Origin of the sequence: Mycobacterium barrassiae, from assembly GCF_025822765.1 — a bacterium.
GTDB lineage: Bacteria > Actinomycetota > Actinomycetes > Mycobacteriales > Mycobacteriaceae > Mycobacterium > Mycobacterium barrassiae.
The window spans coordinates 12,558-25,775 of sequence record NZ_JACKUK010000039.1 but is presented as its reverse complement, the minus strand read 5'-3'; the positions used below and the strand labels follow the sequence as shown (position 1 = coordinate 25,775).

Sequence of the window (13,218 nt, the reverse complement as noted above, 5' to 3'; positions counted from 1 at the left end):
CCCGGGCGGACTCGCGGTGGAGCACGGAGGTGATGAAAGGGGACACCTGAACGGCGAGGCGCTTGAGGGTCGTCAGCAGTGTTACCGGTGACTCTTCAAACGCGGTTCGTGATCACGCGACGCTGCTGACAATCGCAATAACCAGACCGACCAGAGTGAGTACCCCGACCATCGCCGCGGCGACGATCGCCCGGCGTCGTCGGTGCCGACGGGCGCCGTCAATCGCCACCGCGATGCCGACGAGGATCAACGCCGCATAGGCGGCCAGTCCCAACGTCAACGCCGCCGTCGACGCGGCGCTGGCCAGAACTGCGTCGTGCATGCCGTGCAGCCTACGGTGCACCCGACCGGTCTGAGCGAGCACCGGAAACGCGGGATACTCGGTGCCGGTGTTGGTCGAGTCGGCCGCAGACTGGACGGGGGTGTCCGGCTAGGCCCAGGGGTGGGTGTCGAAACTACTACTTGACATAATGTGGCTTATCGGCACTTTTGGTGACCTGCGACCTGGCCCGGAAGGGTCTTTCTGCGCGACTGAGTCTGCCGGGTCAGGTGCTCCACGGGGTGATCGCCCTCACCTGGGTGCATGCAATCAACCCGTTAGTGGTGTCGTCCCGCCGCGTGTCGGGGATCGCTGGATGACAGTGGCCGGTCACGCTAATCGATGTGTAGCGCGGACTGTGTGTTCGGGGGCCGACCCCTTCTGGTGTCGTGATAATCCCGAGCGGCGACTACCGTTCTGTCACTGTGACGTATTGCGTCGATGAAGCGGGCGCCTCCTCATGATTGGTCGAGCATGCGGGCGCGATTGTCGATGCTGACTGCGTACGGCATCGTCGTCGACATCGACAATTGACACCTTCACCGACCGTGTGACAGCAGAACGTGGGCCAACGCATTGGATGGTGCCGGGCGCTTACCCCCGGGGCGGCACTCCCCTCACTTTTGTAGCATCATCGTTGCTCGACTGGCGAAATGCCCTGATATGAAAGCGATTAACCCTATACCCTCAAAACGTCACTGTGACGCTATGGGGTTGGGATACCCTCGCCCAGAGTGCTCCGTGGCGATCAATCGTGAATCGCTCCACGAACCATACGACCAATGCCAGAGTGGACGCATGCGCATCGCGCCACGCGTTCTTTACGGCGCCATCGCTCTCGCGACTTTGACTGCGTGCGGCGGCCGTGACTCCGGTGGCGAGTCGAATACTGCCGCCAGCGACGAAGCGCTTTGGCAACCACCGGTCGGCACCACCTGGCAGTGGCAGCTGTCGGGCTTACCCGTTGACACGTCGCTGGACGTCGCCGTCTACGACGTCGATCTACTCACCACCACCGACGACGAACTGGTGACACTGAAAGTCAACGGCCGCAAGGTCATCTGCTACTTCAGCGCCGGCAGTTGGGAGGACTTCCGCCCCGACGCATCCGACTTCCCGGACGTGGCCAAAGGAAACCCGCTCGACCCTCCCTTTCAGGACGAACTGTGGCTCGACACCCGCAACGCCGACGTTCGCACACTCATGCAGCGACGACTCGACCTCGCGGTGTCGCGCGGCTGCGACGCGGTCGAGCCCGACAACGTCGACGGCTACGGCAACGACACCGGTTTCGAACTGGCAGCAGCCGACCAACTCGACTACAACCGCTTCATCGCCGCCGAAGCGCACGCGCGCGGGCTCTCGGTCGGACTCAAGAACGACATCGACCAACTCGCCGAGCTCGAGCCCGACTTCGATTGGGCGCTCAACGAGGAATGCTTCACCTTCGACGAGTGTGCGCTGTACCGGGACAACTTCCTCGCCGTGAACAAGGCCGTCTTCCACGCGGAGTACCTCGAGAGCAACCGGCTTCCCGAGGTATGCGCCGTGACGAAGCCGCTCGGTCTGTCGACGCTCATCAAGAACGTCGACCTCGACGCCTTCCGGCTGCCCTGTCCGTAACTTCCCCCTCTTGCCAATAGCGTCACTGTGACGCGTTAGGGTTGGAGGCGGCTCCGTTTAGTACGCAACGTGATGCGTTGACGTATCCCGGTCAGGTGAAATCCCAATCGGCGGTGGCGATCAGGTCGCCACGCTCGAGTGCGTGATCCCGGTGCTTGGCAATCTGCTGGTAGCCCTCGCTCGTCACCATGTCCAAGAACGCGCTTGGCGTCGGGTATTTCACGACGATGATGACATCCCACATGCGGAGTCGCTTTCATCGGCGGCACCATGAGGCCGGGAGCCGGTAAAGCACACCGACGCACCCGCCGCTTCGAGCATCGGCGCTACGCCAGCGCCGTATTCGAGATAACTCGCAACTCCGTTGGGTGTCTTGAACTTCAGTAGGTTCACCATGTACACGGGCGCTTTCGGGTCGAAATTCTGCAGCCCGGGCACACTGTCTGGCCGCATCGCACCCATCATCTTGCCGAACACCCACCTTCACTGGAATTAATCCGCCACTCCCCTTCCTCGGGGCCTATACCATCACATTTCGTCACTGTGATGAATTATGTTGGTGTGCAACGTCATTGAGCGCCACCGCTTGGCTCTTCCTCGGCGGCTTGAACGGCATCGCGGGGCCCTTCGGCGCCCACCTGATCAGCCAACTCGAGCCCGGCACCCGCATACACATTGAAGGCGATGTCGACGCCGTGCTCCTTGGCCCACTCCACCTCGTCGTCGTATCTGGCGACCGCGGCGACCCTTCCACTGAACCCCGACTCCCGTAGACACGCCAGCGCGGTGACGTTGGCGCCGTGACGCGGCATGGCGAGCACGGCGATGCGCACCGACTCGGAATGTCGTAGTTGGTGCCAGAAGTCGAGGTCGGTGGCATCGCCTTCGATGACATTCATGCCGTCTTCCCGGAGGCGTTGGACTCGCGGTCCGTCGTAGTCGACACCGACGGCGCGCAACCCATAATGATCGGTCAGTCGTTGATAGGCGGCGTATCCGACTCGGCCCATGCCGATCACCACGACCTCGGCGTCGCCGGCGTCTGCGGGCCGTTCCTCGGGATGCAGCGTGGTCTCATCCTGTGGTGGCAGCCGTGCGGCGATCTTCTCCACCATCAGATGTCCGCGCCCGTTCACCAGGGCCGAAAGAACGAAGCTGAACGCCACCGCGATCGACATCTCGACGAGCCAGGCCGGCGCCAGCAGCCCCGCCGAGACTCCGACCGACACGACGATCAGACCGAATTCGGAGTAGTTCATCAGGCTGAGCCCGGCGAGCAACGCGGTGCGGTATCGGAGCTTCATCCGCGACAGCAGCAGGACGTACCAGCCCGCCTTGAACGGCAGCAGCAGCATCATCAGCAGCGCGACGCCGATGGTCGGCAGGTCTGGCAGTCCGGTGAGACCGATGGAGACGAAGAATCCGACGAGCAGCAGTTCCTTGATGTGGAACAACGAACGCGACAGCTCAGATGATGCTGAGTGCGACGCCAACAGCACACCGATGATCAATGCGCCGAGGTCGCCCTTCAATCCGACCGCCGAGAACAACGCGTACCCGGGCACCAGCGCCATCACGATGCCGAACAGGGACTGCATCTCGCCGTGACCCAGCCTGCTCCAGATCCTGCGCACGAACCGGGTGAACGGCCACAGCAGCACCAGTGTCAGCGCCCACGGGCTTGGGAGATGACCGCTGGTAGCCGTCAGAAAGACCACCGCGACGATGTCCTGCATGACCAGGATGCCGATGGCGACCCGGCCGTAGAGGGCGTGTGATTCGCCGCGCTCCTCGAGGACCTTGACCACGAAGACCGTGCTCGAGAACGACAGCGCGAAGGCGAGCAGGGCGATGGTCTGCACGCTCTGGCCGGCGAGCATGGCCACCCCGGCCACCGCGGCCAGCCACAAGGCGATACTGCCGAGAACGACGCTGACCAGCATGTGCACGGACGTGGTCAACCAGACCTCGCGGCGCAGCAGGATCCGCGGGTTGAGCTTGAGGCCGATCGCGAAGAGCAACAGCGTGACGCCCAGATCTGCCAGCACTTCCAGCTGCGGCACGTCCTCCACGTCGAGGGCGTTGATGACGAACCCTGCCGCCAGGAACCCAACCAGCGGAGGCAGCCGGAACGCCATGGCGAGGCCGCCGAGGCCGAAGGTGATGACGAGATATATGGCGACTACTGTCACGCGCGGCCCCTTGTTCCAAGCTGTCGACGATGGCGAAGTTCTCCAAGTATCCCGGCAAGCATCGGATTCTTCTCGAGACGGTGCACGCGAGCAGACGTGAACTCCCCCTATTTCCGCGAAAAAAGGGGGGCTTCACGTCTGCTCGCGGGGGACTCTCACACCCCGCGTCCAGCCTGCGACCCTGCCGATTGGGCCAAAGGGACAGACAGTGCATTCGCCGTGCGGGACAGTTGGAAGATGACGAGCCCCAAGGTTCCCAAGCCCCCCAAACCCAAGGACATCAAGGCAGCGGCGCAGGCAGCGGCCGACTCTGCGCAAGCGGCCGCACAGGCGGCGGCGGACGCCGCGCAGGCCGTTGCGGGCACTGCGTTGCGTATCCCACCTGCGTCGATACAGCTGGCAACTCAGCTGCCCGACCTGATCGAGAATCTGGCGACGGCTACCGAGCGACTCAACCAGGCGATCGACCGCGCCGAGCGGTATCTCGCACTGGCCGACCCGATGATCCGCACGATGGACGCGATCCTGCCTCAACTCGAGGCGCTCGTCGCCACCGGTAACGAGGTCTACGGCGCGATTTCGTCCCTCCCCGGTGTCGCCACGCTAGGGCGACTGGCCAATCGAGGTACCGCCGCTGCGACCAAGAGGACGTCGCGGAGCAAGGCGGCACCGAAGAAAACGAAGTAGGGCGCAGTTCACGTCGCGTGCACCCAGTCGCGTCGGCGCACCCGCCAGGTCGCCCGCGCGTAGTCGAGTTCCGAGTGGGGCCATTGCGTGACGATCCGTCCGGTCGGCGATCGGTAGTAGCTGTCGCACTGGGTCCAGATCGTCTGCTCCAGATCGGCGGCGATCTGCGCGTTGAAGCGTGCTTCGACCTCCGGTCGTACATCGAGATGGCCGCCGTGTCTGGCCAGTCGAGTGACGGCACTGGCCATCAGCCGGGCGCCGGCCTCCAGGATGTAGATGATCGAGTTCGCGCCCTGGTTGGTGTTGGGGCCGTACAGCATGAAGAAGTTCGGAAACCCACTCACCGCGACGCCGAGATACGCCCGCGGATCCTCGCCCCAACGGTCGTGCAGGCGTTCGCCGCTGACGCCGATGACCTCGAGGCCCGACAGATAGCTGCTGGTCTCGAAGCCCGTCGCCAGCACGATCACGTCGACGTCGACCGCACGGCCTCCTGCGGTGATGACGCCCGACTCGGTGACCCGCGCGATCGGATCCGTCACGAGTTCTACGTGTGGGCGCCGCAGCGCCAGGTAGTACTTCTCGCCGAGCAGCACGCGCTTGCACCGGAATGGATAGCGCGGCGTCAACGCGTCACGCAAGGAATCGTCACCGACGTGGCGTCGCAGAAAGTTCTCCGACAACTCCTGAACCACAGCAATTTTCGGATGGTCGGGAGTCAATGCCGTGTTGTCGTGCTGCAGCTTCCACAGCCTCCACCGTTCACGCGCTGCAGCCCACGGGACCCGACGGAATCGGGTGAGCTCCTCGCCGGTGTACGGCCGATCCTCTTTCGGCACCATCCACGGCGGGGTGCGCTGAAAGACTGTCAGCTGTGCCACCGTGTCGGCGAGTTCGGGGACGACCTGCACACCACTGGCGCCGGTGCCGACGACCGCCACTCGCTTGCCCGCCAGGTCGATACCCGGATCCCACCGCGAGGTGTGCATCAGGTCGCCGGCGAACTCCGCGATGCCCTCGATGTCGGGATACCTTGGCGCCCCGAATAATCCGACTGCGCTGACGACAACATCCGCGACGAGCGTTCGCCCGTCGCTGAGCTCGACATCCCAGTGCGGTTCATTCCAGACCAGTCTGCGCACGCTGGTGCCAAGCATCAGATGGCGGCGCAGGTCGAAGCGATCAGCCACCGACTCGAGGTAGGCCAGAATCTCGGGTTGATAGGCGTAGGTGCGGGTCCAGTGGCGGTTCGGTGCGAACGAGAACGAATACAGATGGCTTTGGATGTCGCACGCCGCACCGGGATAGGTGTTCTGCCGCCAGGTGCCGCCGACGCCGTCTGATCGCTCGACGATCGTCACATCGTCAATACCTCTGCGGCGCAATGCGACCGCTGCGGCGATGCCGCCGAAACCGGCCCCGATGATCACCACCCGCGGTGGGGTTCCGCGGCGAGTCAGTGCGCGAAGACGACCGGACAGGTATCGGCCGCGCGAAATCATCGACGGCTACCTGTGCGGATCTCGAAACCCTCCGGGGCGCCGTTCCTGCGGGACGCCAGGAGAATCTCGGCGTATTCGGTTGGGGTGCCGTAGAAGAAGCTGCCCTGACGAGTCTTGGCGTTCGCCTGGCCTTCTCGGTTGTAGTACCCCGGTGTGCAGGACTTGGCGCGGCCAGCGCTCGCCGTGGAGCGGCCGATCACGGTGTCTACCCACGCCGATTCGGCGTCAGCCGACGGCTCCAGCTCGGTGACCCCGTGGCGCAACCCCCACGCGATCACCTCCGCGGCGTGTTGCGCCTGCACGTCGAGCAGATACGGAAAGTTCACGGTGAAGCCGGATTGTGCGATGGACAGAATGAAGCAGTTCGGGAATCCGTTGACAGTGAGCCCGTGCAGCGTCCGTACGCCGTCTCGCCACGCATCCGTGAGTGTCATGCCCCCGCGGCCGATCACTTCGAAGCCGGTCCGCCGTGAGTAGTCGGTGCCCACCTCGAAACCTGTAGCGAAGATCAGACAGTCGAGCTTGTGCTCGACGCCGTTGACCGCAACGCCGTCGCGGGTGATGCGCTCGACACCCTGGCCCTTGGTGTCGACGAGGGTCACGTTGTCGCGGTTGAAGGTCTGCAAGTACTCGTCGTGAAAACAAGGACGTTTGCAGAAGTAGCCGTACCAGGGCTTGAGTGCTTCGGCGGTCGCGGGATCGGCGACGATCGCGTCCACGCGAGCCCGGATGTCCTCCATCTTGGCGAAGTCGGCCAATTCGACTGTGCGCAACCGCTCTTCGTCGGACATCCCGGCGACCGCGGTCTGGCGCATCACGAACAGTTTCTTGACGATGCTCGTCCACGCGTCGTCGACAAGATCCTCGTCGGCCTCACCGCCGGCCGTCAGCAGCTGGAAGTTCTCGATGCGGCGACGTTGCCAACCCTCCTGCAGCGACCCCGACCACGCCGGATCGGTCGGACGGTTACCACGCACATCGACGGTCGACGGCGTGCGCTGAAACACCAGCAGTCGCCGGGCCGCCCTGGCGAGATGCGGTACGCACTGGATGGCGGTGGCCCCCGTGCCAACGATCCCGACCCGCTTGTCCGCCAGGTTGGCCAGATCGGATCCCGTGTAGGCGTAGTCCCATCGGCTGGTGTGGAAGGTGTGCCCCTGGAAGGCCATGATCCCGTCGATGCCGGGGAGTTTCGGCTTCTGCAGATAGCCGTTGGCCATCGCCACGAAGCGGGCGCGCATCGCATCGCCGTGATTGGTGGCGATGATCCAGCGCAGCAGTTCGGGGTCCCAACGGATTTCGTGGACCTCGGTTTGCAGGCAGATGTCGCGGTACAGGTCGTAATGCGAGGCGATGTTCTTGCAGTGCGCGAGGATCTCGGGGCCCTTCGCGTACTTCTCGGTCGGGATGTAGCCCAGCTCCTCGAGCAGCGGCATGTACACGTAGGACTCGACATCGCAGGCGATACCCGGATAGCGATTCCAGTACCAGGTGCCGCCCACGTCGGCGGCCTTGTCGATCAGCCGGATGCTCTGCACGCCCAGTTCGCGAAGCCGGGCACCGGTCAGCAGGCCGCCGAATCCAGCGCCGATGATTGCGACATCGACCTCATCCGCCAGCGGCTGACGGACGAAATTCTGGTCACACCACGGGTCCCTCGCGAAGTCGGCGAACGGGCCCGCGATCTCGACGTACTGCGCGATCCCGTCGGGGCGCAATCGACGCTCCCGCTCGAAGGCATACTTCGCGCGCAGTGCATCCATGTCGAACACCACGCCCGGCATCTTGCCGCGAAACTGAATCCTCGCAGGGGGTTACTCGCACTTTCGCTGCCGGAATTCGATTTCGCGGCAACTGGGAACAGGCGGGACCTAGCCGACGTATTCGGTGAGGTGTTGCCCCGTCACGGTGGATCGCTTGGACACCAGGTCGGCCGGCGTGCCCTCGAAGACCACCCGGCCACCGTCGTGACCGGCGCCGGGCCCGAGGTCGATGAGCCAGTCGGCGTGCGCCATCACGGCCTGATGGTGCTCGATGACGACGACGGACTTACCCGAGTCGACGAGGCGGTCCAACAGCGCGAGCAGCCGCCGTCGCCACCGTCAGGCCACCTCCTGAATGCGGACGGTGTTGCCCGCGGGGTCGCGGAACGCGCAGTCGCGCATCCCCCACGGCTGGTCGGTGGGTTCACTCATCACCTCGGCCCCGGTGGCCTGCACTCGCTCGAAGACGGCGTCGACATCGGGCGTGGCCAGCATGATGCCGGCGTAGGTCCCCTTGGCCATCATCTCGGCGATGACCCGGCGCTCATCATCGGTGATCGCCGGGTCCGCGGCAGGCGGCGTCAGGACGATGTTCATCTCGGGTCTGCCGACCGGTCCGACGGTGATCCAGCGCATGTCCCCGCGGCCGACGTCTTTGCGCACCTCGAAGCCGAGCGCGTCGCGGTAGAACGCGAGCGACGCCTCAGGATCGGTGTGTGGGAGGTAGCTGTAGTTGATGCTGATGTCCATGAGGTCACGGTAATTCGGACGCGGCAACAGACGCTTCTCGATTCCTGATGGGTCTGGTGACTTGTTTGACGATGCACGACGGCAGCTCGTTCACGTCGTGCGCGGCCTGCCGCCGGTAGGTGCTCGGCGGCATCCCGACCAATTCGGTGAAACGGGTGCTGAATGTGCCCAGGGAGGAACAGCCGACCGCGAAGCACACCTCGGTGACCGACATGTCGCCCCGCCGCAACAGCGCCATCGCCCGCTCGATCCGACGGGTCATCAGATAGGAGTACGGCGACTCGCCGTAGGCCTCCTTGAACTGGCGCGACAGGTGCCCGGCCGACATGTTCACCCCGAACGCCAGCGCCGCGACGTCCAGCGGCTGTGCGTACTCGCGGTCCATCCGGTCGCGCACCTGCCGCAGCAGCCGCAAGTCCCTCAGGCGTTGGTCTTCCACCGGCCCCCCGCTGGTCACGCACCAGATCACTGAATGCCTCTGGCGCCGGTCGATGTTGAGAATAGCCCGTGTGGCACCGCGATGAGTTTGACCCTCCGGTGCAGTCTGATCTGCGTGGGCAAACTCATCTATGGCTTCAACGTGTCGCTCGACGGGTACATCGCGGACGCGCAGGGCAACATCGACTGGTCCGACCCGAGCGAAGAACTGCACCAGTACTGGAACGACTTCGAGCGGGACACCACCCTGTCGCTCTACGGGCGGCGGCTCTACGAGCTGATGTCCGCGTACTGGCCGACCGCCGACCAAGCCCCGGACGCGACCCCCTTGATCGTCGACTTCGCCCGCGTCTGGCGCGACATGCCCAAGGTCGTGTTCTCACACACCTTGGAGTCCGTCGACTGGAACTCCCGCCTGGAACGTGGCGATCCGGTCGAGGTGGTGACGAAGCTCAAGGCCGAAACCGATGGCCAGCTGGAGGTGGCCGGCGCGACGCTGGCCGCACCGATCGTGCAGGCCGGACTGGTGGACGAATACCGGATCGTGGTCGCGCCCATCGCGGTCGGCGGCGGCACTCCGTTCTTCCCGACGCTGCCGTCATGGATCTCGCTGCGACTGTTGGAGAACCGCACCTTCCCGGGTGGGACGGTGTTGCTGCGTTACGCGGCGAACCACGCCTACTCGTAGTTGAGTCCTTCGGTGGCGAACGTCCTTGTCGTGAAGTCGATCTGCGCGGCCGGATTGGCTACCGCGGTCGTCATTCCCGTTCCGAACGGCCCCTGGTGGTCGAACAGTGTTGCGGTCCCCACAGCGATCCCGTCTGCGGCCCAGTGCGAATCGCCTTGGATGCAGATCAAGTCGTCGACCGGTAGCCGGGACAGCGCCACGGTCAGGTCACCGTTGATATAGCCGATGCCTTCTGTGCCGAGGTTGGTGACGAGGCTGGTCGCCTCGGCGACCATCACCGCTCGCACGAACGACGAAAGCTCCTCCCCCGCAACGACAGTGAGGCCGCGGTAGCAGAAGGTCTTACGGGACTCGTTTTGATGCTCTGCCGGGCTGCGGGTCCAGCCTGCCGCGCTGCCGACGTACGGCATCATCTGATTGTCCGGGGTGGGCGGCTGCGGGTGCGGTATCGGTGCGATCCACTGGCGACCGGGCGGTGCCGACGAGCGCCGGTACTGAACCAGCGTCGCTCTCGCGACAGCCCGACCATCTTGGATCACATCGCATTCCGAGCTGCGCACCCGGCGACCGTCACGTACCGACCGCACCTCCACGCTGGTCGCCGTCGAACGTGCCGCTCGGAACAGATCGACGGTCAGGCGCGTCGGCAGGAAGTCGGGCGAGCCGAAGTGGTTCTCGAGTACCTGCGCCGACAATCCCACGACGGCAGGTCCGTTGAGATGGTCGTCGCCCCAATGACTCAGCGCAAAGCGGGTCGGCACGAACTCGCCGTCCGCCGTTGGCGTGAAATGCGCAGGTTCGGCCATCCGCGCATCCTCGCACAGGCGTGTCAGCGGACCTCAACCAGAAGCGGTCTTCTCCTCCTGACGCGCATCTTCTTCGACCGGGTCGCGGTCGTTGTGCCGGCGCTCGCGCAACACGAAGGCCGACACCGCGAGCACCAGCACACCCACACTCAGTACCGCGATCTCGACGACCGCACGGGAGAACTGCGGGCCATCCTTGAGCAGCGTCGCCGCCTCCACGGAGAGCACGACGATCTCCTTGATACCCGCGAGGATTCCGACGATGAGGAACGGCTCGGCGACGATCTCATGCGATCGAAGGCATGACCGCACGGCGTACAACAGCTCCACGAATATGAAGATGAGCAGCAGCCCGTCGAGGACCTCCAACATGATGGTCGAGGCCGGGGTATTCCGTAGTCGCAGCATCGTGTTGAACTGCGCGACCAGGAGCGCCATTGAACCGATGACGAGCACGACGGCGACGGCCCAGTACACGACATCTTCGAGGAATCCCAGCACCCGGTCGGCAAGACGTTGACGTTCTTTCTCGTCGGTTTCCTCGCTGGAGCCGCGTTTGGTCGCCCTGGCCATGCGCCACCTCCAGATCGACGCCCCGGTTACCTAACCGTCAATACAGGTACCCCACGATCAGCACCATCAACCCCTCACGGTCTGACGGCCCGCACGGTCCACACCCCGCGGCGGCCCTCGCCTTGCCGACCGACCGTGACCTCGGTGAATCCCGCTGTGCGGCATTGCGCGGCAAACGATTCCGCCTGCTGCTGTGTCCAGCCGTGGCTGGCCAGACCCGTCGCACCCGGCCGCGCCCGGCGTTCAACGGCAAGCAGGCGCCCACCCGGGGTCAGAACCCGGCGCGCTTCGCCGAGCCCTTTGCCGACGTCCTGCCAGTGGTGCACGGTTGCCAGCGACCACCACACCGTCGCCGATCCGTCCGGCACCGGCACACTCTCGGCGGTGCCCTCGGTCCACTCGATGTTCGCGTCCCGACTGAGGGTCCGGGCCAGACGCAACATCACCGGCGCCGGATCGACTCCGGTGACGCGTGCGCCCCGACGCGCGGCTTCCCGCGCCGCCCCTCCGGGACCGCACCCGATGTCCACGACGTGGTCGCCGGTCGAGACGTCGGTGGCTTCAGCGGCCAGCCGCGCACTGGCCCGCCCCATCCACAGCAGCATCAGTCCGACGATCACTCCCGTCACACCCGAAAAGCCCGGATGGTCGGCGTGATGGTTGACCGGTAATACCTCTGGAGCAGTCATGACTCGAGCTTGCACGTTCAAGTGGGCTTGAAGTCAAATGAGAACGATGGACCCCATTCCGATCGGTGAGGCCGCTGCCCGGCTGGGACTGTCCGCCTCCGCGCTGCGCTACTACGACGACCGCGGGCTGGTACGCCCGGCGCAGCGGCGGGCCGGCAGGCGGATGTATGGACCGGATGACTTGCGCCGCTTGGCATTTATCAAGATCTTCCACCAGCTCGGCGTCTCGCTCGACACCGCAGCCGCCGTCCTCGACGCGCCCGCTCCGGAGTGGCGAGAGATGGTTCGCGAACAGATCTCCGAACTCGAGGACGTCGTCACGCTGGCCAGAGGCGCGCAGCAGTTTCTCACCCACGCACTGCAATGTCCGACGGAGCATCCCGCGAGTGAGTGCCCCACGATGACGAGTGCCCTCGATCGGATGGTCGAGGGCATGACCCTCGTTCAGCTGGCCCGCGAATACGACGGCCCGGCCCCGCCCTCCGGCGCCTGACCCCGGCGCAGTCGCTCCCACGGCCAGGTCATGGCGGACCACACGGCCGCGACGGCCACGGCCCCGACCACCACGTACCACGGCCACGGCCCCATGACATCCAGGAGGGATGCGGTCGCCGGTTTGCCATTGAGGAAGCCGTAGTTGCTTCCGGCGATGCTGTTGAACGTCATCGTGACCACCACCCACGTCACCGTCACCGCCACGACGAACCGATAGCTGCGCCAACTCGGCCGCATACCGCGGCCCCAGGTGAGATAGATCGCCGCCCAGACTACCAGCAGGTGAATCGCCCAGAACCCCAGGAACTGGTAGTTCGGGAAATCCGGACCTCTCAACACCGGCGAGACCAGCGCCTGCACGCTGAGCACCAGCCCCCAGTAGTAGGTCAGCACGTAGGCCCACTGCCGCTGCGACCACATCGCGTAGGCGGTGACGACCGTGGCCAGATCGGTCAGGTGCAGCGGCACCGACCACCGCACATCGGGCGGAATCAGCGCGTCGACGAATGCGGCGGCGTAGATCGCCGCGGTGAGCGCACCGACGATGCGGCCGAAGCGGCGCGCCTGACGTTCGGTCTGCCTGCGGCCGAGCCACACCAGAAACAGGGCGCCCACGACGAAGACGGCCAGTACGGCCCAGTGCGACGGGCCGTACGTCGAGAATTCGCCTGCGGTGCCGATGCCACCATCCTC

The 13,218-nt window shown here is 65.0% G+C and carries 15 protein-coding genes and 1 pseudogene; 4 read left to right on the top strand and 12 right to left on the bottom strand.

Annotated elements, in window-relative coordinates; translation table 11 throughout:
* Window positions 1-112: 112 nt before the first annotated feature.
* Window positions 113-322, bottom strand: a complete 210-nt coding sequence (locus H7J93_RS25460) for a hypothetical protein (protein WP_267309072.1) — start codon at window positions 320-322, stop codon at window positions 113-115.
* Between the two features lie 795 nt (window positions 323-1,117).
* On the opposite strand from H7J93_RS25460, the gene H7J93_RS25455 reads away from it, so the two are divergent.
* Window positions 1,118-1,942, top strand: coding sequence for an endo alpha-1,4 polygalactosaminidase (locus H7J93_RS25455; protein ID WP_267309071.1), 825 nt, complete (start codon window positions 1,118-1,120; stop codon window positions 1,940-1,942).
* A gap of 91 nt (window positions 1,943-2,033) precedes the next feature.
* Here H7J93_RS25455 and H7J93_RS25450 read toward each other — a convergent pair whose 3' ends face one another.
* Both H7J93_RS25450 and H7J93_RS25445 read right to left on the bottom strand, forming a co-directional pair.
* On the bottom strand, window positions 2,034-2,186 hold the full coding sequence (locus tag H7J93_RS25450) for a DUF1330 domain-containing protein (RefSeq protein WP_267309070.1): 153 nt from the start codon (window positions 2,184-2,186) through the stop codon (window positions 2,034-2,036).
* A 325-nt stretch (window positions 2,187-2,511) separates the two neighbouring features.
* Window positions 2,512-4,134: a cation:proton antiporter domain-containing protein gene (locus tag H7J93_RS25445; RefSeq protein WP_267309069.1), complete on the bottom strand. Its 1,623-nt coding sequence runs from the start codon at window positions 4,132-4,134 to the stop codon at window positions 2,512-2,514.
* Window positions 4,135-4,371: 237 nt separating this feature from the next.
* Here H7J93_RS25445 and H7J93_RS25440 point away from each other — a divergent pair, with 237 nt between their 5' ends.
* Window positions 4,372-4,821, top strand: coding sequence for a hypothetical protein (locus H7J93_RS25440; protein ID WP_267309068.1), 450 nt, complete (start codon window positions 4,372-4,374; stop codon window positions 4,819-4,821).
* An 8-nt stretch (window positions 4,822-4,829) separates the two neighbouring features.
* Here H7J93_RS25440 and H7J93_RS25435 read toward each other — a convergent pair whose 3' ends face one another.
* The 5 genes and pseudogenes from H7J93_RS25435 to H7J93_RS25415 all read right to left on the bottom strand — a co-directional run bounded on the left by H7J93_RS25435 (window position 4,830) and on the right by H7J93_RS25415 (window position 9,221).
* Window positions 4,830-6,323 carry a flavin-containing monooxygenase gene (locus H7J93_RS25435; RefSeq protein ID WP_267309067.1) on the bottom strand — a complete coding sequence of 498 codons (1,494 nt, stop codon included), beginning with the start codon at window positions 6,321-6,323 and terminating at the stop codon, window positions 4,830-4,832.
* Window positions 6,320-8,107, bottom strand: coding sequence for a flavin-containing monooxygenase (locus tag H7J93_RS25430; protein WP_267309066.1), 1,788 nt, complete (start codon window positions 8,105-8,107; stop codon window positions 6,320-6,322). Before H7J93_RS25430 ends, H7J93_RS25435 begins: the two co-directional genes overlap by 4 nt.
* An 87-nt stretch (window positions 8,108-8,194) precedes the next feature.
* A pseudogene (locus H7J93_RS25425) lies at window positions 8,195-8,413 on the bottom strand (hypothetical protein); the annotation flags it as partial.
* Window positions 8,414-8,425: 12 nt separating this feature from the next.
* A complete protein-coding gene (locus H7J93_RS25420) occupies window positions 8,426-8,836 on the bottom strand; it encodes a VOC family protein (RefSeq protein WP_267309065.1) in 411 nt (136 codons plus the stop codon).
* Window positions 8,837-8,840: 4 nt separating this feature from the next.
* Window positions 8,841-9,221: a helix-turn-helix transcriptional regulator gene (locus tag H7J93_RS25415; protein ID WP_267309123.1), complete on the bottom strand. Its 381-nt coding sequence runs from the start codon at window positions 9,219-9,221 to the stop codon at window positions 8,841-8,843.
* Window positions 9,222-9,389: 168 nt separating this feature from the next.
* Here H7J93_RS25415 and H7J93_RS25410 point away from each other — a divergent pair, with 168 nt between their 5' ends.
* A complete protein-coding gene (locus H7J93_RS25410; RefSeq protein WP_267309064.1) occupies window positions 9,390-9,962 on the top strand; it encodes a dihydrofolate reductase family protein in 573 nt (190 codons plus the stop codon).
* Here H7J93_RS25410 and H7J93_RS25405 read toward each other — a convergent pair.
* From H7J93_RS25405 to H7J93_RS25395, 3 genes are all read right to left on the bottom strand, one after another.
* Window positions 9,953-10,768, bottom strand: a complete 816-nt coding sequence (locus H7J93_RS25405; RefSeq protein WP_267309063.1) for an acyl-CoA thioesterase domain-containing protein — start codon at window positions 10,766-10,768, stop codon at window positions 9,953-9,955. The genes H7J93_RS25410 and H7J93_RS25405 overlap by 10 nt on opposite strands.
* 33 nt (window positions 10,769-10,801) lie before the next feature.
* On the bottom strand, window positions 10,802-11,341 hold the full coding sequence (locus tag H7J93_RS25400; protein ID WP_267309062.1) for a phosphate-starvation-inducible PsiE family protein: 540 nt from the start codon (window positions 11,339-11,341) through the stop codon (window positions 10,802-10,804).
* A gap of 74 nt (window positions 11,342-11,415) precedes the next feature.
* Window positions 11,416-12,030, bottom strand: a complete 615-nt coding sequence (locus H7J93_RS25395; protein WP_267309061.1) for a class I SAM-dependent methyltransferase — start codon at window positions 12,028-12,030, stop codon at window positions 11,416-11,418.
* A gap of 46 nt (window positions 12,031-12,076) precedes the next feature.
* On the opposite strand from H7J93_RS25395, the gene H7J93_RS25390 reads away from it, so the two are divergent.
* Window positions 12,077-12,523, top strand: coding sequence for a MerR family transcriptional regulator (locus H7J93_RS25390; RefSeq protein ID WP_267309060.1), 447 nt, complete (start codon window positions 12,077-12,079; stop codon window positions 12,521-12,523).
* Here H7J93_RS25390 and H7J93_RS25385 read toward each other — a convergent pair.
* Window positions 12,475-13,206: a YwaF family protein gene (locus H7J93_RS25385; protein WP_267309122.1), complete on the bottom strand. Its 732-nt coding sequence runs from the start codon at window positions 13,204-13,206 to the stop codon at window positions 12,475-12,477. The two genes, H7J93_RS25390 and H7J93_RS25385, sit on opposite strands and share 49 nt — an antisense overlap.
* Window positions 13,207-13,218: the final 12 nt, after the last annotated feature.